The organism is Chryseobacterium sp. KCF3-3 (genome assembly GCF_045865955.1).
In the GTDB taxonomy this organism is placed as follows: domain Bacteria; phylum Bacteroidota; class Bacteroidia; order Flavobacteriales; family Weeksellaceae; genus Chryseobacterium.
Genome location: NZ_AP035792.1, coordinates 2,249,802 through 2,269,894, shown reverse-complemented (window position 1 = coordinate 2,269,894; position 20,093 = coordinate 2,249,802). Strand labels below are relative to the sequence as shown.

Below are 20,093 nucleotides of genomic sequence, written 5' to 3'. Positions count from 1 at the left end.
TTTGAGCTTAAAAGATTATTCAAAAGTGGGAGACTTCGAAGAGCGAGAAACTAACCAATTGCTTAATAGCCCGATGGAAAATAATAAACCCGAATTAAAAAAAGCAGATATTAAAAAACTTATTGAGGCTTTAATTAATGAGTTAGATAAATTAAATGATTCAACTTCTTTTACTTTTGACAGTGACTTATATTGGAATATTACAGATGAAGAATTATACAACCCATATAAAGATCCCATAGAATTGACGACGGGGAGCTTAGTTGAGGATTGGGAATTCTTGCAAAATATTTTAGATGGAAAACGAGAGATGATAGACTATGATCTATCTAAACTCGCATCTCTTCTAAGATTTCTAGGAAAAAATATGATTATTACAAAAGCTCAGAATATAAATATTCCTTAAATAGTAAAAAATAATTTAAAAAAACAAACCCGTTGCTAAAAAAGCAACGGGTTTTTAATAAAAAACCACCGCAAAAGCAGTGGCTTAAAAAAATCAATCTAATTATGGACTATATCTTATAAATTCGGGTTATTCTCAAACTCTCTCTGAGGAATACTGAATAAGTAATAGTTACTATTGGGTGTAAAAGCAGATTTATCCGGGAAATCAAGAACAGGAACATTCTACAACTCTCCTATTCATTCGATGCTATCAAAATCAACTGAAAAGCAGAACTACTGGAGGAGATTTTAACATTATTGAATCTTTTGATTATGAGAATAATGACTCTGTATTCATGATGGATTGAAGGGTGATGCCGCCTTCCAATATGGACTGACTGCAATGAGACAAAGAGTTACTTACGGAGGTAATTTTAATGCCGACGGAAATGGAAAATTCACTAAATTTTACAGTGAAGACGGAAGTTTCGAGGTAACAAAAGACAATATCACAGGTAAAGAAAAACATATTCTTTATATTGGTGGATCTCCTTACGAAAGTTCTATTATTTATGTTAAGAATTATAATGAAACATCTGCTTCCTATAAATTCTTGCACAAGGATTATTTAGGCAGTATCTTAGCCATTAGTGATGAAGCTGGAAACAAGCTGGAACAAAGACACTTTGATGCTTGGGGTAACCTAACTCATCTCCAGATTGGCAACGGGCAGATAATAACTGATGTAAATAAAATACAGGAAATTGTAAACGCAGGAGGGTTATTATTGGAAAGAGGTTATACATCTCATGAGCACTTTATGGAAGTTGGAATCATTCATATGAATGGAAGATTATATGATCCGTTATTGAGGAGATTCTTAAATGCAGATGAAAATATTCAGGACGCTTACAATACACAGAGTTATAACAAATATGGATATGTAATGAATAATCCATTAATGTTTAATGACCCTAATGGGGAGTATGCACTTCCTGCCGCTATGCTTGTTGCATTTGCCGCCGCAATTGTTACTTCCATCACCGGTGATTATATTATGAACAGGCCAGTTAATATTGGAAGTCTATATCAATCAGTAACTCTTGCTGCTATGACCTCTTATTTAACATTTGGTGTCGGTGAACTTTTTAGAGCAGGAGGACAGATAGCAAATTCCTTAAGCCAGACAAGCCTGATTATTGCTAGAGCCGGAGCCCATGCTATAACCCAGGGAACACTTTCCTACATGCAGGGCGGAAACTTCTGGAGTGGAGCTTTAAGTGGCGCCTTTGCAAGCGCGTCTAATGATTTATTAGATCTGGCTGCAAAACATGTAGGAGAAAATAATATACTAAGAAGCGACCGTTTTGCCCTCTTCAATGGAGCAGTAAGCGGTGGTGTCGGTTCTGTTTTAGGAGGTGGAAATTTCTGGATGGGAGCAGGACAGGGATTGATGGTTACTGCTTTTAATTTTCTTGCGCATAAATTTAATGTGAATAGTAAATATAAAAAGGAACTTGATGATGCAGGATTTAAACCAAGCGATCCAGCTAAATTTTCTAATGCGGAACCAATGGTTGAAAAAGTTAAGACTTTAAATAGATTAGCAGATGGTGATAAAATAGTTTATACCGACAATGCACCCGCAAGTGATTGGGCACAATATGAGCCTGGTAATGTTAAATTAAATATGGAGCGAAATAAAACAAATTGGGACATGTTTTTGAGCTTATTTCACGAATTAAATCATCACTATTTTATAAAATATTATTACACCCCTTTCAGAGATCATTATTTCACAGGTAAGAAAAGAGGTTGGGAGGTAAGAGAATTTTATAATGAGTATTATGCCAACTATTTACAAAACCAAATAGACAGTTCAAGAGGAATAAATTATAAATATTTTAAATTGCGAATTGAGCAACTAGGTTATGATTTAAATGAGTTAATACATTTCCACCAAAATTATAAAATTCAATCAAAATGAAATTATTACGATGTCTTTTAATATTAATATCATCTTTATTTAATGCGCAAAGTTTTAACATAAAGATTGAGAGTTTTGACTATAAGGAAAGTAAATTAATCATCAACTATAGCATTCAGAATTTACTGAATAGGGCTCAATACTTAGTAGTTAATCCCAAAGGATTTGAAACCTATTTTGATATTGATGAATACTCATACAATTTGGAGAATTTTAATGAGAAGAGGAAAAATTTATTATCCCCTAGAATTGTTCTATACGATGAACATAATAACATTGTGAAAGTAGACCTTTTCTCATTATCCTCCCCTGTTGACTCTATCGAAAAAAAAATGATCAATGAATATAATTCTCAACTAAAAAAAAAGAAAGAATACTATTTACCTTTTAAAAGGAAATTCAAAAAACCCTTTGGTTGGATTGAAATACATGAAACAATAAATAATAATATACTAAACTTTGAAGCATTTGAAAAGAAAACATTCATAGGCGCTGTAGATTTAGATAAATTCATTTATGATCCTATATTTAAGTCAAATGAAACATTTAATATGAAAGAAAATGAAACGTATTCATTTTCTTTAAAATTAAAACAGGATGCTAACTTTCTTAAAGAATTTATTGATAATAAAAAAGTCAATATTAAAGATTTAAATATAATCAGTGAAAAGCAATCTTTTATTTATAGAAAAGTAATTCATAATTAAATAGAAGACTAAATATTTGTTATTTCAATCATAGATAATAATCCATAATTCAATCCCCTGATTTTCGGGGGATTTTTTATTATATAAGATTTCTTCGCTACAGAAAGTCTCCACACTTTGAACTAGTTAAAAACACGCTTCAAAGTCGGAAGACTTCGGAGAGCTAAGGTCTTTATGATAAAAATAAAATTCATATCATTGAAAATAAAAATTACTCAATATCAAAAAGGGCACATATGAAAAACAATCACTTTTTTATCACCTTTTATTTGCTGATTATCATTAGCCTGATATCATGTGATAAGCAAAATACAATAAACCAGAATTCATCATTCATTTATAAAGATTTGACTGATACCTATAACCATATCCAGACACAACTGGTAAAACCATAATCTATGAAAACACTTACTTATTTATTTTGGAGCTTGAAAAAATATTATGAAAAAGTTTGGTTAACAAAGGGACAGTATAATTGGACGATATTAGTTTTTAGTCTCCCCTATAATATTCCTATAATGCTTTTTTCGGGAGCCTTTGTTCAGGTATTTATTAACCCCTATTTAGAAATGGAGATATTGCGAATAATAATATTTTCATTATTTACTTTATTAATTTTCTTTTTATTAGCGCAGCCTCTGAAGTTAATTTTCCCAAGGAAAAAGATAGAAAGCTTATCTTATACAAAAGAGGAGGTAAAAAGATATCGATTAAATATTTTATACTTTTTCCTGGGTCTCATACTCTTAATTGCTTTATTAGTAATCTATAAAAAGTATGTTAGCTAATCGAGAACAAAGGTAGTGTGAACTATTGTATTCGGAGCTATTTATGGAAGTGTAAGCTTCCCCAAAAATAGGAAACTACATGGGATTTATATCTTTAATTATAGGGTTATTAAAGATATAAACATTATTCCCTTAATAACAGATAGATAAATTTGGCTTTTAAGTATAAATTCTCCAATATTAAAAAAACATAAACCACTCTTTAATAAGGATGGTTTTTTATTATTTATACTTAAACTACCTTTATTATTAATATTAAAAACCACCGCAAAAGCAGTGGCTCAAAAAATCAATCTAATTATGGACTATATCTTATAAATTCGGGTTATTCTCAAACTCTCTTTGTGGAATACTGAATAAATAATAATTACTATTAGGTACAAAAGCTGATTTATCCGGAAAATCAAGAACAGAATGCCCTTTACCGTCTACGGTTTTCACGGTACCGTCCGGTGTGGTTATCTGAACTTTTATTGGTTTTCCATCTGTGTCTACAAACGGTTTTCTTACTACTGTACCCTGAGTTCTGATGATATCTGAAAGAGAGAATCCTTCTCCGAATAATTCTTTTCTTCTTTCAATCAAAACCGCATCTACTACTGCATTTTGTGCTAATGAACCATTATAAATATTAGCATTTCTGGCAGATTTCAACTGGTTCAATACTGCTACCGCTTGAGAAACATTTCCACTTCTTGCTTCGGCTTCAGCTTCAATCAGATACATTTCTGCAGCTCTCATGTACACAATATCTGCAATAAGGGTTGGCTTAAATTTAAACTTAGCATACCTCAGCAATCCTTCTCTTCCTTTCTGTCCGTCCCATGAAAACAATTGAGATCTGATATCATTGGTATCAAAAAGGTCTTTAAAATAAGGATCCGCCATAAAGCTGTAATAATAACTTCTTGATGAAGATACATCCAGATAGTGGAAGGCATAGCTCGCATCTGATTGTTCTTGCGTCTGACCGTGTCCCCAGATCCATTCTGCATTGTTGATATCATTGAATCCATCCTTATATTTTTCCGGAGCCATTAAAGGGAAACCTTCTCTTGCAATTTTCGCAGATGCTGAAGCTTTGCTCCATTCACCGGTATTCAGATAGGTTCTTGCTAAAAGCCCGTTCACTACAGCACGGTTGATCTTATCCTTATTATTTCTTGTATAACTTTTCAACAGGTTATCAGCATCCGTAAGATCACTTTTAATCAATGTATAGATTTCTTCAAGACTTGCTCTTTTCTTCCCTACCGTGCTTGTTGTGGAAGGTTCAGTGTAAATGGGAGCCGTCAAAACTGATTTGTCTTTCAGGTAACTGAACTGATAAAAACTTGCCAGATTCAGATAACAGAAAGCACGTAATGCTTTTGCCTGCCCTTTCACCTGATTCTTTTTCTCCTGGCTTCCTTCTGTCCCATCAATTCTTGTAATCACATTATTCATATTATTGATGGTGGAATACAACATCGTCCAGATAAATAGCGGGCGGCTTGCTGTATTGTTAACCATTTCCGTGAAAGCATAGGTAGAAGCAAAGCCATATTTATTAGTCAGCACTGCCACATCACTTCCCATGGCATCACTGGCTCTTAGAACAGTGGAATAACCGATATTGGCGTACGTTGTCCCGTCATTATTAAATTTTGCCCAGGTACCGTTTACCACAGTTTCAGCACTTTCAGCAGTTTTAAAAACCTCTACGCTGTTGGCCTGATCAGTAGGTGCGGTATCCAAATCATTTTCACAGCTTGTCAACGACAAAAACCCAATAAGTGCTAATGATATGTATTTTAATTTTTTCATTGTTTCAATTTTAAAAGGTTAAAGAGTTGCCTGAAGACCAAAAGTAATGGTTCTCATTGCCGGATATCTGTAATATGTTGTTCCATCCAAAGCCTGTTCAGGATCCATTCCCTTATGTTTATAGAAGGTCAGAAGGTTTTCTGCCTGAATATAAATTCTAAACTTTTTCAATCCTATTTTCTCAAAATAATCCTCAGGAAGCGTGTATCCTAAACTTACGTTTTTAAGTCTTGCATACGTTCCGGAGTAAAGGAATCTTGATGAGGTTGATGTCCAGTTATTTGTTGTTGTACTTAATCCGGGAACATCCGTGTTAGGATTATCCGGAGTCCATCTGTTGAGCATTTCTGCGCTCCATGCACGTCCTCCCGCACTTCCGTTATGCATGATGGAGGTATAATCGGTATCTAAAATTTTACCTCCGATTTTGAATGTCAGTAATCCTGAGAAATCAAAATTCTTATAAGCAATACTTGTACTGATTCCTCCTGTCAGTTTCGGCAATGCAGAACCTTGCAACAGTTTTGTCGCTTTTGAATATTCTGAAGTCGTTCCCTCCACTGAGTTTCCGCCGGCATCAGTAGTAACTGTTTTCCACAAAGGTTTTCCATTGCTTGGATCTACCCCAGCCCATTCAGGAATAAAGAAATCATATACAGAACCTCCTACAGTTAATAGCTTTGTTCCTACCACAAGTGAACCCCCAGGCAATTTGGTTACCTTGTTGTTTAAAGTACTTAAGTTCACATCTACATTCCATTGGAAATCATCATTCTTAATAGGTGTTGTGAATAATGAAAATTCAAACCCTGTATTCTGAATCGTTCCGATATTTGCCGGATAATCACTGATTCCCAATGATGGCGCAACCGGCATGTTAAACAGAAGATCCTGGCTTTGTCTTTTGAAATATTCAATATTACCTTTAATCCTGTTATTGAGAATAGCGAATTCCAATCCTACGTTTAAATTAAGGTTGGTTTCCCATTTCACATTATTGGTAGATGTTTTTTCCAGCGTTGTTCCAGGTTCACCACCAAGGCTGATAAATCTGTATAGTTCCTGATACGCGTAATAAAGTGGTTGTCCGTTGGGTCTAAGCAATTTATCATTCCCCTGACCTCCATAACTGGCACGCAATGTCAATTGGTTGAATACATTCAGGCTTTTAATAAATTCCTCATTAGATATCTTCCATGAACCTCCTACTGACCAGAATCTTCCCCATCTGTTATCTTTTTCAAATCTCGAAGAGCTGTCTGCCCTTCCAGATGCAGATAAGAAGTAAGTATTGTTATAATCATACTCTACTTTTCCCAGAAAACTTAATAAGCTTAATTTATTACTGTTTCCACTGAAACTTCCCAGTAGAGAAGCAGCATCCGGCTCATAGTAGTAAGGCAGGGAGAACTGACTTCTTGTTCCGGAAATCGTCTGATAATCATATTTATAGAATTCATGTCCTGCTAATGCATTAACGTGATGCTTTCCAAACTTTTTATCATATGTCAGAATATTGCTGGTTGTATAGGAAAGTGTTCTGGTATTGGTTTTCGTCACTGAACCTCCAATTTCAGCCCCTTGTCCCAACAATGGGTTTGAATAATAATGACCATTGTAGTTCACCAAATCAACAGAGAAGCTTGTCTTGAATTTCAGTTCCGGTAAGAAAGTGAATTCCATGAATCCTTTTCCTGAAAAGTTATCTTCTTTATTCTCGTTTTTATCTAATGGCAAAGTTGCAGCAGCATTCTGATTCTGAAGCGCATTCGTAGGTCTGTATTTTCCAAAATCATAAACAGGGTTTCCGTCGGCATCTAAGACATAAGTTCCATCAGCATTTCTTTCATAATAGGGATAAAATGAAGGAATAAACCGTGCAGCATTGATGATATTGCTCGCCTTGGAATCTGAAGAAGTTGGTGCCTGCTGAACACTGTTTGTATAATTTAAGTTAACTCCAACATTCAGCCATTTCTTTACCTCTGAATTGATTTTCAGTCGGGTATTGTATCTTTTATATCCTGATTCAATCGCCATACCTTTATCATCCAGATATCCTAGTGAAAAAAAGTAATTGCTTTTATCACTTCCTCCACTGATATCAAGATCCACCTGATTTCTTGAAGCCACTCTCTGTAAAATATCTCTCCAGTGATCATTCCAAAGCGGTGACGCACCTGGTAATAGTTTTCCATCTGTTCCTACCGGCTTAGGGTAAGCAGTTCCATAGGGATTAATACCAAGTGTGGAAACAAGATTATCCGTCGCCATTTGTGCAGCCTGCTGAGAAGAAACTTTTCCGGACTGATATCCGTTTCTCAAAGCTTCCCAGTATAATTGAAAGTACTGATCTGTGCTTACCTGTTCATAGTCTTTTACAGCTCTTCCGGAGAATCCCTGACTGATATTAAAATTAACCCTGGCTTCTCCTTTCTTACCTGATTTTGTGGTAATGATAATAATTCCGTTTGCTCCTCTTGAACCATACAAAGCACTTGCTGTAGCATCTTTCAAAACACTGATAGATTCAATATCGCTTGGACTGATGGAGTTCAGATTTCCATCGAAAGGAATTCCGTCTACAACGTATAAAGGATCACTGGAAGCACTGATTGAGCCAATTCCCCTGATTCTGATAGTAGAAACAGCACCTGGCTGCCCTGATGCACTGGTTGTCTGGATCCCTGCTACCTGCCCTTCTAATGCTTTGGTAATATTCGTTACGGGTCTGTTATTAATCTTATCACTGGAAATGGTAGCTACAGAACCGGTATAGCTATTTCTTTTAGCTTTTCCATAGGCTACCACTACTACTTCATCAATCTCCTTTTCATGAAGGCTATCTTTTTTCGGCTTGGAATTCTGCGCATTAACGCTGGTTATTCCCAGGAAAAATGCAGCCACCGGAGGTATCCAAGCTTTAGAATTGAATAAATTTTTGCTAATCATAATCAATTTTATTTATCATATATTAAAATTTAGCCCTTTGCAGAAAAGTCAGCAAAGGGCATCGATAAATGCGATAAACCAAATGCTTATTTTTCCTTAAAAGGCTGAACGTAACACCTTGCCCCACGGGTAGGTTGTTAAGATTTCACAGGGTCAGTTCCCTCCATCTTTCTTTATAAGCCGATCGAAATATGACTGCAAAGCTAGAAACTTTTAGTCTACAAAACAAGTAGACTTATTTATTTTTCATGATAAATTTTCAAAAATTAACTTAATTTTTTAATAAAATCCATTACAGTAAAGAGTTACAAGCTTTACCACTTTCTTAAACATGATAAATATCATTATCAATAATTCAATGGCACGAAAGTTAATCTAAACTGAAATTTTTGACGGTTAATTAAAAAAAGTTTTTAATTTTATGGTATGAAAGTTTTGATCATCAATGGCCCTAACCTCAATCTGTTAGGCACAAGAGAACCGGAAATCTATGGAAATGTTTCTATGGAAAGCTATTTGGAAAATTTAAGATCCGAGTTTCAGACTCATGAATTAAAATATTACCAGTCTAATATTGAAGGAGAGCTTATCAACAGGCTTCAGGAGGATGATTTTGATGCTGTGATAATTAACCCGGGAGCTTTTACCCATTATTCTTATGCAATTGCTGATTGCTTGAAAAACATTCGTAAGCCAAAAGTAGAAGTTCATATCAGCAATATTTATAAAAGAGAAGAATTCCGACAAAAATCTGTAACGGCAGCTAATACGGATGCGGTTTTATCTGGCTTTGGAATGGATGGATATAGATTGGCTTTATTGAGCTTGAAGTAATTTTGTTGCTTATACTTTTCCCACGAATTGCACAGATTTTCACAGATAATTATGGATAGTAAGAGCGTAATTTATGAAGATAAATGATAAGGTTTACTGTAAAGACATTGGAATATATTCCGGGCAATTGACGAAAAGAAAATCCTATATCATTGAAGAAATAAATATTGAAAATATAAGAATCTGGAATGACGAAGGAAGACTGAGGTGGTATTCTGATTTTTATTTTAGTGTAAACAATGAACCGGAAATAACTTCTATTCATATTGATGATGAAATCGAAAATATTGAATCTGATACTATAGAAGTAACCATTGAATTTTCCGACAAAACAAAATATTGGATGACCTTCACTACCCCACAGTATTTAGATAAAATATTGAATGGAGAGCCTTACTTTTCTTCAAAACACTTTATGATTATAAAATATCTCACAGAAGAATCGATCAAATCAACTATCCTAAAATTGGATGAACAAAACAAGCTGATTGAGAACTGTAAAAAATATGAATAAAAAAAAGCCTCATCGATGATGAGGCTTTTTGTATGTTAATTGGTAACTATTAGATAGTTTGTTCCTGTAATTGAGGTCCTGAAGCTACTAATTTCTTACCTTCTTCAGTATCACAGTACTGTTCAAAGTTCTTGATGTATCTTGAAGCAAGATCTTTTGCTTTTTCTTCCCATTCTGAAGCATTCTCATAAGTATCTCTAGGATCTAAAATACCTGTAGAAACGTTTGGCAATTCAGCAGGAATCTCAAGGTTCATAATTGGAACCTGAGTTTTAGGAGCATTGTCAATAGAACCGTCAATGATGGCATCAATGATTGCTCTTGTATCTTTCAGAGAAATTCTCTTTCCAGTACCGTTCCATCCTGTATTTACCAAATATGCTTTAGCTCCGTGCTCCTGCATTTTACCGATCAATGTTTTAGAATACATTGTTGGGTGTAATGTAAGGAACGCTTCACCAAATGCAGGTGAGAAAGATGGTTGTGGTTCTGTAATTCCTCTTTCAGTTCCGGCTAATTTTGAAGTATAACCGCAAAGGAAGTGGTATTGAGCCTGATCTTCATTCAGGATAGAAACCGGAGGAAGTACTCCGAATGCATCCGCAGAAAGATAAACAATCTTCTTAGCATGACCTGCTTTAGAAGGCAATACAATTTTGTTGATATGATAGATTGGATAAGAAACTCTTGTATTTTCTGTGATAGATCCGTCAGTATAATCTGCTACTCCATTGTTCACGACAACGTTTTCAAGAAGTGCATCTCTTTTGATAGCTCTGAAAATATCCGGTTCTTTTTCTTCTGATAAGTCAATTACTTTAGCGTAGCATCCTCCTTCATAGTTGAATACTCCGTTATTATCCCATCCGTGCTCATCGTCTCCGATAAGGTATCTTTTAGGATCTGCTGATAAAGTAGTTTTACCTGTTCCTGAAAGACCAAAGAACAAAGCAACATCACCTTTTTCACCTACGTTTGCAGAACAGTGCATAGAAGCCATACCTTTTAATGGAAGGTAATAGTTCATCATAGCAAACATCCCTTTCTTCATCTCACCTCCGTACCAGGTACCTCCGATGATCTGTAGTTTTTCAGTAAGGTTGAACATGATAAAGTTTTCAGAGTGTAATCCCTGAGCTTCCCAGTTCGGGTTGGTTGTTTTTGATCCGTTGATTACAGTGAAATCCGGCTCACCGAAGTTTTCAAGTTCGTAGTGAGAAGGACGGATAAACATATTGGTCACGAAATGTGCCTGCCATGCTACTTCAACGATAAATCTTACTTTAAGTCTTGTATCTGCATTTGTACCACAAAATGCATCTACTACATAGATTTTCTTAGCTTCAGAAAGCTGATTCATCACTAGTTCTTTACAAGAACCGAAAATTTCTGCAGTTGTAGGTAAGTTTACTTTACCATCCCAGAAAATTGTATCTCTTGTAACATCATCCTGAACAATATATCTGTCTTTAGGTGAACGACCTGTGAAAATTCCTGTTTTTACTGATACTGCGCCAGACTCCGTAAGCTCAGCTTGCTCAAACCCCTGATTTTCAGGAGAAACTTCAGCCTGATATAATTCTTCGTAAGAAGGATTATACACTACTTCATAGTTTCCTTTAATCCCTAATTTCTCTAAATCCTGGATGATTTTAGTGTTTTTCATTTTACTTATATTTTCTATTTCTTTATTGACTTCAACAAAAATAATATTAATTATTTGTTAAAGGTGGTTTAAATATACTGATATAAGTCAGAATGGCAAATAAAAAAACAGGATCACAACTATTTGATTACGAATCAATTATATTTTCCCATTCTAAAACAGTGGGAAAACCTTTCTCCCAAAAATAGTTCTTATAGTCCCCAAATTTGGCACTCATTACAAAATCTCCGCCCCAAGCGCCCAAACTTTTGACAAATGAAGGGCAATCTGAGAATAATTTTTCCTTAACTGTGAGAATTTCAAGAAAATCGGCAATTTTATGCTCATGAACCATCATTAATTCGGAAAAATTTTCCAATTCATTACATAACAATATTTTTTTTGTAAGATCGGAAAATTCATTCACCAATTCCGGAGACTTCTTTTTAGACTTGTAAAAATTGATTCCTTCTCTGCTATCCTGCTTCTGATTTAAATGAATAAAAATCAGTTCATTTTTAAAAGATGGATTAAAATTTACCCTTTCATATTTTATTTCAGGTTTACTCTGAAAAAGCACTGCAGATTTTTCTTTCGCCACTGCAATGTCATATCCACTTCCTCCCAAGCTGATGGAGTTAAGATGAAAAGGATCAATCTCTGCCCATTCTGCAAGATTGTTCATCAGAGTAGAGCTGCTTCCAAGTCCGTAATCTGCCGGAAACTGAAGATTGGTTTTTAAATGATAAGTAAGATCAGTTTTGAATTTACTATTAGAAAGCTGCTGAACATTTTGCAATGTTTTGGTAATGAATTCAGCGCTTGATGGAATATTGGTTTCCAGGATCTGCCAGGTTTTATAATCAATGACAGCCTTCAACCATAGTGTATTCTGATGATAGGCTTCCCAAAGAATAAGGGATTTTCCATCTTCTTTTTCTTCAAAGAAAAACTCTTGTCCCAGCTTGGTAGGTACCGCTAAGACAAGAGCTCCATCTATTGCGAAATATTCTGAAGTAAGCATAAGCTTGCCCGGTGAAAATATCGCGCTCATATTTTTTGTTTAGATTGCAGAAGTAGCTTCTACTGATCCGTCAATTTTTTTGATCAATCCCTGAAGGGTTTTTCCTGGTCCTACTTCTACGAAGTTAGATGCACCATCTTTAATCATATTCTGAACAGATTGTGTCCATTTTACCGGACCGGTAAGCTGAGCGATCAGGTTTTGTTTGATCTCATCAGGATTGGTTACCGCTGTTGTCGTGATATTCTGGTATACAGGAATGGTCGCTTTTCTGAATTTTGTTTTTTCGATAGCTGCAGCCAGTCTTTCCTGTGCAGGCTGCATCAATGGTGAGTGGAAAGCTCCGTTTACTGGCAATAGCAATGCTCTTTTAGCACCTGCTTCTTTCAGTTTTGCGCAAGCTTCTTCTACTGCAGAAGTTTCTCCTGAGATAACCAATTGCCCTGGACAGTTATAGTTAGCAGGAACAACAATACCGCTGATCTGCGCACAAATTTCTTCAACCTTAGCATCGTCTAATCCTAAGATAGCTGCCATAGAACTTGGATTGGCATCACAAGCTTCCTGCATAGCCTTTGCTCTTTCAGAAACTAATTTCAAACCGTCATCAAAGGATAATACTCCGTTGGCAACTAAAGCTGAAAACTCTCCTAAAGAGTGTCCTGCTACCATTTCAGCACCAAGACCATTTACGGCTTTTAATGCTGCTACTGAATGTATAAATATTGAAGGCTGGGTAACCTCTGTTTTCTTAAGATCCGCATCCGTACCGTTAAACATAATGGAAAGAATGTCGAAACCTAAAATTTCATTGGCAGATTCCATCAGATCTTTAATATCTTTTCTAGAATCATACAATTCTTTTCCCATTCCTACGAACTGAGAACCCTGCCCTGGAAATACAAGTGCTTTCATGTATTGAATTAAATATTATGCAAATATAACTATAATGTTAACAATATTCTTTTAAACAGCTATAAATCATTTAAGGTACTAACCTGATTACTCTATAACCGGTATTTACATAAGCACCATTAGCTTTAGATTTTACAAACTCAAATTTGGTAGCAAGCTGAGTCTGAACTTTATTCATCTGTTTAAAGATCTCTCCTTTTTTGTTTTCTCTGGTTAGCATGTCATTGACAACATCAAAACCTACGATCGCATATTTTGGTGGAGTTTTGCAGTATTTGTTTTTATAAGCAGCCAGAATTTCTTTTTCAAAATTACCGTCTGTATTAATCTTTCTATCCATCAGATAGACCAGGCTTGCCTGGCTCAGTTCGTCTACTCTCTTCTCAAAAACCGGAGAATAGAACATACTGAAGGCTTTTATTCCCTGAACTTCTTTAGACATCGCAATCATTCTGTTAGCAAAAGCATCTCCTGCAGCATTATCATCATTCGCTAAAATAGCAATAACCGGTGCAGACTGCCCTGTCATCATATTCTGATCCGGCTGAATATCTGCCGGGGAATTAACAATAATAATATTAGGATTTTTCACCGCTTTTTCAAGTCCGGCTTTGATATAATTGGCATCTTCTTTTTTAGCATCTGCCACTATATATATTTTCTGATCAGAATAAATTCCTTTTACTTCTTCTACAATCTTATCAGCATAGGTTTGATTGTTGGTTTCAACAATAATAAGATTGCTGTAGTTATAGAGTTCAGGAGAGTTGGCGAATGGTGCTACAACCGGAATTTTCTGATTTTTAGTAAAATCAAGAACATCAATTACATTGGATTTAAAGAAAGGTCCGATAATAAGATCTGTATTATCAGGATTAATCTGCGTCAAAGAATTTTTGAACGAAGCTTCATTTCCTGAATCTACAACTTTGATATCCAGTTTCTGTCCTCCTCTTGCATTTCTTTCAATAGCCAATTTAGCTCCTGTCAAAAAGTCAAGTGCCATTGCTCTGTACTGAGTTTCGTTAGTACTGTACCCGAAAGGAAGCATTAAGATAACACTTAAAGCATCACCGTTTTTCTTCACGTATGCTGCATCCTGCTTTTTGATTTTTAGAACCATTCCGGTCTTCAAACCATGTGAAAGATCCGGGTTAAGAGCGATAAGCTCATCAATAGAAACACCGAATTTATTAACGATAGAGAATACTGTATCTCCCTGCTGAACTGTATAGGTTACATAATCATCACCTACTGCAACATTGGAAGCAGCGGTTGATTTTTCGTTCCCGGAATCCATTTTTGCTTTTGGATTTGCAGTTTCTGCAACGGTATCAGTATTGGCAGTCGTATTTGTTCTTTTTATTTTAATGGTATCCCCAGGTTTCAGTCCTTTTTCTTCCAATCCTGGATTTAAAGCATAAAGATCCTGCTGGCTGATGCCAAACTGTTTTGTAATTCTGTAATAATTATCTTTAGCCTGGATTACATAAGATTCTCCTTCTGCTGCTGTAGTAACTGCTGTAGGTGTAGTAGTTGTTATTGTTTTTTCAACTGGAGTTTCAGTATGTTTTTCTGTGGTAACTGCCTGTTGAGCACCACCGTATTTTTTTATGCTGGCAAGAGGTAAGGTAATCTCGTCTCCTATCTTCATGTGAGAATCCAATTCAGGATTCAGTTTTCTCAGATCTGTTTCAGAAATTCTGTATTGCTTTGTAATGCCATAGATTGTTTGTTTTGGCAGTAAAACAATTTTACCCAGAGAAGAAGCGCTTGTTGTTGAAGTTGCTTTTTCTGTTAGAACTGCTTTTGTCACCACCGGAGTGGCTGCTTTATCTGATTTTATAGTTAAAACATCACCGATCGCCAATTTGCCATCTTTATGTTTTGGGTTTAGCTTCAGCAATTCATCTACAGTCATTCCATACTTTTTGGCAATGTTGTAAGGATTATCACCTTGCACAACCGTATGTGATTTCTGGGCTGAAACTCCCAAAACCATACATAAACTGGATAGAATAAAAAACCTCTTTATCATATTCGATAATTATAATTTACAAAAATACTTCTTTAAAATTAAATGGCAACAATTATTAATTTTGAATCTTGAACCACCATTTCTTCCAAACAATTTTCAAGCCACGAATAGCCATAATCTGAAAAGAATACACTAAAGTTATATACTCTCTCCTGCCATGTTTTTGCAGGATGAACATCTAAAAACAGATTTTCAAGTCGTTCCAGCAATTCATTCTGTTTTATTTTTTCAGCATGAAGCAGACGTTTTTTCATTCTTTTAAATGATTTTAGTTGTCGTACTTCTTCTGCCTTCACCATATTACCGAAAGATTTCTCAGTGGTTTCTGCTGAAGTTTTCAATGTAGAAAAACTATTGATCAATAATTCTTCTTTTTCTTCGAGTAATTGTAAAATCGGATTATCTTTTAAAATCTTCTGATTGGTAAGTACTGAAAAGTTCTGGAAAAAATCTTCAATTTTAAGATCAAGCTTCTCAATTTTCCCTACAGTTTTTTCTTTCAAAAAAAGCATAGAATTTCTTGGAATCAGAATTGGGAAAGGAGTATTAATTTTTGAGAAATAATCTTTCAATTCCAGCCAGTACATGATTTCGGCATTACCTCCGATATAGGCTAAATTAGGAAGTACATTTTCCTGATATACCGGACGCATCAATGCATTCGGGCTGAATTTTTCAGGATGATTTTCCAATTCGGCAAGAATTTCTTCTTCTGTAAACTGGATAGGCTTATCTACAATATTATATTGCTGACCATTAAATTCTATTCTCTCTCTCGTTTCAGAAAGGTAGAAAAGATTTATTTCACGAGGGTTTACCTGAACCTTTCCGTATTTCTCTGTCAGAAACTTTACTTTATCTTCAGAAGTTTTCTGTAAGCTGAAATGAAGAAGCTCATCTTTAAAGATCTCCTTCATCTGGTTTTTAAGTTCCTTAGAATCTCCATCCAGAATCAAAAGTCCGAATTCTGAGAAAAGACGATTGACAAGAATCTTAATAGCTTCCGTTAAAGTGTTTCCAACTTTATAAGCTTCCTTCATCATTAAGATCAGCTCTGTACCGAAAATAGAATCTTTGAATTCTTTTTCAAATTCCGAAATGAAATAGGTATCACTGATTTCAATTCTCCCTACCGGACCTCCGGATTTCTCATTGGTTTCGTAATAATTATTCTCGGTTTTAAAATGATTGATCTCCGCAAAGTCATGGTCTTCCGAAGCCATCCAATACACCGGAACAAAATTAAAATCCGGAAAATTTTCTTTCAGATAAGTACATGTCTTTATGGTCTGAAGAATTTTATATACAAAGAAAACAGGTCCTGAAAACAGGTTCAACTGATGTCCTGTTGTTATCGTAAACGTATTGGGTTGTTTAAGATTCTCAAGATTTTCTTTCTGTTTTGAAGATAGAGAAAGAGTTTCTAACTGTCCTTCAAATACATCAGCTAAAATGTTTCTTTTTTCAGAGGTGAAAGAATCTTTTTTCAGATGAATCTGCTGCCTGAAATGATCTAAGGAAAATGTATTATTTTCAAACCCCTCAATCTTCTGATTTAAAAAATCCTTTACCAGCTGAGGAATGCTTTCTATATCGTTAAATGATATTTTATTAATTGTTTTCAACCTGTATAGTTTTTAGTTGAACAAATACCACACGATTCCGATATTCAATCTGAAATCATACACCGGATAATGTGGAAATGCATATGCTTTGTTATTGGAAATAACAGTTCCTATCTGCTGCCCTTCTATGAAAAAGAACATTTTTTTAACCTTCATATTAATATAAATATCGGCGATAGGCTGTCCTCCAATTGAAAATGAATCTGCTCTTGGAAGAATATATTCATTAAGAACAGGAAAATAGTCTCTTGATGCAAACTTAGAAAAATAATATACTTTAACACCTGCCTGAATTTCTGCTGCTTTTTTGAAGGCCTGGGTCTGGTAGAAGAAATTGGCTCTACCGATGAAACCTGGCATTGGAAGCAGATCTTTGTTCGTTAAGGTATTCTGGAAATGCACTCTTGTATTAAGGTGGAATTTGTTGAAGCTGAAAGTAGCATCTCCTCCAATCTGAGAGATATTCACTGAATTGTCACTTTGTTTCGGACTTCCATTACTATCAAAGTAAGTATAGTTTTCGATTCTGAAATAATTGGCGAAAATTTCAGTTTTAAACCATTTCAGATTGATGCTTCCTCCCACTTCCATTACAGACTGGTTTTTCGCATTTTCAAGATAATAATTGAAGTTACTATAAACTGAAGTATTCAATAAGTAATTGAATGATGGATATGCACTCTGGAAGTTTACCTTAGCATTAACGAAATAGTCTTTGATAGGCTCAAACTTTAGATTATTGGTTGTCTTCAGGTAACTTTTAAACTGGCTTCCGTTTGAAAACTCCAGAAATGAATTTAGCTGAATTTTATCCCAAAGTTTTACCTGCAGGTTTCCTACAGCCCCGATTCTGTTTTCTTTCAGCTCGCCAGGAAAAGGCACGTTGTTGAGTGCAACAACATCTCTTATCCCGAATTTAATGATCTGATAACGTACTCCAGCATCCAATTTGAATTTTTCATTATTAAAAATCAAGCTCACGGTATTACTGAAATTCTCAGAATATTTTTTGGTTGTCAATGGAAAGCCATTTACTAAATCTGTAGGAGCGTCATACCAATAAGGCTCCAAAGCAGTTTGGTTATAGTAATATTTGTTTCCCTGATGAGAAAGAATATGTCTTATACTGAAAGGAAATTTCTCAGAATTAAATGGAGTAAACTGATGGCTCAGATAATATCTTCTGTAAGAAAACTGTGAACTTGAAGAGGCCAGATTTACCTGTGCGTTTTGTCTGTTACTATAATTGCTGTCTCCACTCTGAAACAGGTTATCTTCAGTAATCCCACCACTTTCCTGATTATTTACATTCTGGTGAAGATAATGGGCAAAAAGCTCATAGTTTCCATTTTTTGAAACATAGTGCCCTGAAAATAATGTGTTGTTATTAGCTGACAAGGAGTTTCTGTAAAGCCCTTGTGAACGAAGCCCCATATATTCAAGCGCAAAATTGAATCTTTTTCCGATATTCTGAGTATAGGTAGATTTTAGAGCCGCTCCGTTTCTCATCGCATTATGATATAAAAATGTAGCTGTAGGTGTTTTGACATCATAATATTTCACATCATTTGCTCCAATGATCATGTAAGATTTGTTGGATGGCAATAAAGAAAGATTTTGTTCATCATTAACTTCAAATACAAGAGGATTAAATCCTGAACCAATGTTGGCAGGTTGTACTCTTCCGAAGTTATCTTTATTATTTTGTTGTGAAAAGATATAGGTTTTATCAAAAGTCATTACCGTATCAAAAACTTTCTTTTCAGAAAACTGGGTCTGATATTGGTAATCATTAATAGTAGGTTTGAAAATTTTCAGGGAATCTTTTTTCCCGGAATCTATTACAAGGGTGTCTTCTTTTTTAAGTTGAGGCTTAGTCTCTGCTTTATTAACGACCTGAGCCTTGGCTACAAAACCTAAAGAGAAGAGTATGAAAAGGATGTACTTCATTATTCATTATTGTACAGCAAAAATAAGAAATAAAAGGACATAAAAAACCCCACAAATGTGGGGTTAATTTTATATCAATATAGTAATTAAATTAATTACCTGTAAATACTTCGTCATAATCTCCATAACTTCCTAGTGAAGCACCAGTATTAGGGTTTTTAACAAAATAATTAACACGAAGTTTTAATACTCTTGTACAAGCATTGAACGTAGACTTACTTCCGTCAGCAGCATCCTTCATATAATTTATACCACCATTAGCAGCAGATCCTAAACTCTGTTCAGGAGTTGTAACAATATAAGTATCTGGATTGTACTTTAATGTCAAATCCGTACCATCATCCATAAATCCGATAACTTTGAATGTACCAACACCATTTACAACACCTAAATCTTGGATACTAAATACAGTACCTGGATTTCCCCAAGACGCTACATTATTAGTAAACAATCCATTTCCAACAAATGAAGAAGCTGGACAAGCTTTAGTATATGTCAAAGTATAAGTCTGATCAAACGTAGCATTAGCAACTGATGAAGACTGTAGTTTAAACACTATTACTTTTGGATTTACAGTAGCACCAGCTTCAAGAAGCTTTACCTGGAATTGTCCTTCGATTTTACCAGCATCAACAGTTTGATTTTGATTTACAATTTGAAAATCAGTCCCTTCCACTGCTGTTGACACACTAGTATCAACTACAAGTTTCACTTGCGCTGCTCCAGGAAGTGCATGAGCTGTACCAAAATTAATTCCTACAGTAGTAGGTCCAGACCCTATCTTCACAACAGCTTCACTCCTTGTACCTTTATTAAAGTGTAAATATGATTCGCCGTCATAAACCTGAGCTTCATCTTTACAACTATTGAAAAAGAAAACAACGAATGCCAATATTAAAAATGCAATTTTTTTCATAAATT

14 protein-coding genes and 1 riboswitch are annotated in these 20,093 nt (G+C 35.0%); of the genes, 5 read left to right on the top strand and 9 right to left on the bottom strand.

Translation table 11 applies throughout. The features are described 5' to 3' along the window. The first annotated feature begins 1 nt into the window (after position 1). The 3 genes from ACKTTZ_RS10120 to ACKTTZ_RS10110 all read left to right on the top strand — a co-directional run bounded on the left by ACKTTZ_RS10120 (position 2) and on the right by ACKTTZ_RS10110 (position 3,081). The gene (locus ACKTTZ_RS10120) at positions 2–406 is read left to right on the top strand and encodes a hypothetical protein (RefSeq protein ID WP_407848645.1); all 405 of its coding nucleotides are present in this window, start codon (positions 2–4) and stop codon (positions 404–406) included. A 384-nt stretch (positions 407–790) separates the two neighbouring features. Beyond that, a complete protein-coding gene (locus tag ACKTTZ_RS10115; protein ID WP_407848643.1) occupies positions 791–2,374 on the top strand; it encodes an RHS repeat domain-containing protein in 1,584 nt (527 codons plus the stop codon). Continuing rightward, positions 2,371–3,081 carry a hypothetical protein gene (locus tag ACKTTZ_RS10110; protein WP_407848641.1) on the top strand — a complete coding sequence of 237 codons (711 nt, stop codon included), beginning with the start codon at positions 2,371–2,373 and terminating at the stop codon, positions 3,079–3,081. The genes ACKTTZ_RS10115 and ACKTTZ_RS10110 overlap by 4 nt, the downstream gene beginning before the upstream one ends. Before the next feature lie 1,100 nt (positions 3,082–4,181). Here ACKTTZ_RS10110 and ACKTTZ_RS10105 read toward each other — a convergent pair. Continuing rightward, positions 4,182–5,675 carry a RagB/SusD family nutrient uptake outer membrane protein gene (locus ACKTTZ_RS10105; RefSeq protein ID WP_407848639.1) on the bottom strand — a complete coding sequence of 498 codons (1,494 nt, stop codon included), beginning with the start codon at positions 5,673–5,675 and terminating at the stop codon, positions 4,182–4,184. A gap of 18 nt (positions 5,676–5,693) precedes the next feature. Then, on the bottom strand, positions 5,694–8,627 hold the full coding sequence (locus ACKTTZ_RS10100) for a SusC/RagA family TonB-linked outer membrane protein (RefSeq protein ID WP_407848637.1): 2,934 nt from the start codon (positions 8,625–8,627) through the stop codon (positions 5,694–5,696). Positions 8,628–8,710: 83 nt separating this feature from the next. Continuing rightward, positions 8,711–8,809: riboswitch (SAM riboswitch) on the bottom strand. 244 nt (positions 8,810–9,053) lie between these two features. Here ACKTTZ_RS10100 and ACKTTZ_RS10095 point away from each other — a divergent pair. Together ACKTTZ_RS10095 and ACKTTZ_RS10090 are read left to right on the top strand one after the other, a co-directional pair. Next, a complete protein-coding gene (locus ACKTTZ_RS10095; protein ID WP_407848635.1) occupies positions 9,054–9,461 on the top strand; it encodes a type II 3-dehydroquinate dehydratase in 408 nt (135 codons plus the stop codon). Between the two features lie 73 nt (positions 9,462–9,534). Next, positions 9,535–9,975, top strand: coding sequence for a hypothetical protein (locus ACKTTZ_RS10090; RefSeq protein ID WP_407848633.1), 441 nt, complete (start codon positions 9,535–9,537; stop codon positions 9,973–9,975). 49 nt (positions 9,976–10,024) lie between these two features. Here the strand turns inward: ACKTTZ_RS10090 and pckA are convergent, their stop codons facing one another. From pckA to ACKTTZ_RS10055, 7 genes are all read right to left on the bottom strand, one after another. Further along, positions 10,025–11,641, bottom strand: a complete 1,617-nt coding sequence (pckA, locus tag ACKTTZ_RS10085) for a phosphoenolpyruvate carboxykinase (ATP) (protein WP_407848631.1) — start codon at positions 11,639–11,641, stop codon at positions 10,025–10,027. Between the two features lie 127 nt (positions 11,642–11,768). Then, positions 11,769–12,674 carry a GYDIA family GHMP kinase gene (locus ACKTTZ_RS10080; RefSeq protein WP_407848629.1) on the bottom strand — a complete coding sequence of 302 codons (906 nt, stop codon included), beginning with the start codon at positions 12,672–12,674 and terminating at the stop codon, positions 11,769–11,771. Positions 12,675–12,683: 9 nt separating this feature from the next. Further along, positions 12,684–13,559, bottom strand: a complete 876-nt coding sequence (gene fabD, locus ACKTTZ_RS10075; protein WP_034691418.1) for an ACP S-malonyltransferase — start codon at positions 13,557–13,559, stop codon at positions 12,684–12,686. A 70-nt stretch (positions 13,560–13,629) separates the two neighbouring features. Continuing rightward, positions 13,630–15,597: a LysM peptidoglycan-binding domain-containing protein gene (locus ACKTTZ_RS10070; protein WP_051934156.1), complete on the bottom strand. Its 1,968-nt coding sequence runs from the start codon at positions 15,595–15,597 to the stop codon at positions 13,630–13,632. A gap of 38 nt (positions 15,598–15,635) precedes the next feature. Beyond that, entirely contained in the window at positions 15,636–17,222 is a 1,587-nt protein-coding gene (bshC, locus tag ACKTTZ_RS10065; RefSeq protein WP_407848627.1) for a bacillithiol biosynthesis cysteine-adding enzyme BshC, read from the bottom strand. Positions 17,223–17,234: 12 nt separating this feature from the next. Continuing rightward, entirely contained in the window at positions 17,235–19,172 is a 1,938-nt protein-coding gene (locus ACKTTZ_RS10060) for a putative porin (RefSeq protein ID WP_253316391.1), read from the bottom strand. Positions 19,173–19,263: 91 nt separating this feature from the next. Further along, positions 19,264–20,088, bottom strand: coding sequence for a hypothetical protein (locus ACKTTZ_RS10055; protein WP_407848625.1), 825 nt, complete (start codon positions 20,086–20,088; stop codon positions 19,264–19,266). Between the last annotated feature and the right edge of the window lie 5 nt (positions 20,089–20,093).

Excerpts from the sequence above, each read along its gene's own strand:
- ACKTTZ_RS10115 (WP_407848643.1), top strand. The coding sequence starts at position 791 with ATGAGACAAAGAGTTACTTACGGAGGTAATTTTAATGCCGACGGAAAT.
- ACKTTZ_RS10110 (WP_407848641.1), top strand. The coding sequence starts at position 2,371 with ATGAAATTATTACGATGTCTTTTAATATTAATATCATCTTTATTTAAT.
- ACKTTZ_RS10105 (WP_407848639.1), bottom strand. The coding sequence starts at position 5,675 with ATGAAAAAATTAAAATACATATCATTAGCACTTATTGGGTTTTTGTCG.
- ACKTTZ_RS10100 (WP_407848637.1), bottom strand. The coding sequence starts at position 8,627 with ATGATTAGCAAAAATTTATTCAATTCTAAAGCTTGGATACCTCCGGTG.
- ACKTTZ_RS10095 (WP_407848635.1), top strand. The coding sequence starts at position 9,054 with ATGAAAGTTTTGATCATCAATGGCCCTAACCTCAATCTGTTAGGCACA.
- ACKTTZ_RS10090 (WP_407848633.1), top strand. The coding sequence starts at position 9,535 with ATGAAGATAAATGATAAGGTTTACTGTAAAGACATTGGAATATATTCC.
- pckA (WP_407848631.1), bottom strand. The coding sequence starts at position 11,641 with ATGAAAAACACTAAAATCATCCAGGATTTAGAGAAATTAGGGATTAAA.
- ACKTTZ_RS10080 (WP_407848629.1), bottom strand. The coding sequence starts at position 12,674 with ATGAGCGCGATATTTTCACCGGGCAAGCTTATGCTTACTTCAGAATAT.
- fabD (WP_034691418.1), bottom strand. The coding sequence starts at position 13,559 with ATGAAAGCACTTGTATTTCCAGGGCAGGGTTCTCAGTTCGTAGGAATG.
- ACKTTZ_RS10070 (WP_051934156.1), bottom strand. The coding sequence starts at position 15,597 with ATGATAAAGAGGTTTTTTATTCTATCCAGTTTATGTATGGTTTTGGGA.
- ACKTTZ_RS10060 (WP_253316391.1), bottom strand. The coding sequence starts at position 19,172 with ATGAAGTACATCCTTTTCATACTCTTCTCTTTAGGTTTTGTAGCCAAG.
- ACKTTZ_RS10055 (WP_407848625.1), bottom strand. The coding sequence starts at position 20,088 with ATGAAAAAAATTGCATTTTTAATATTGGCATTCGTTGTTTTCTTTTTC.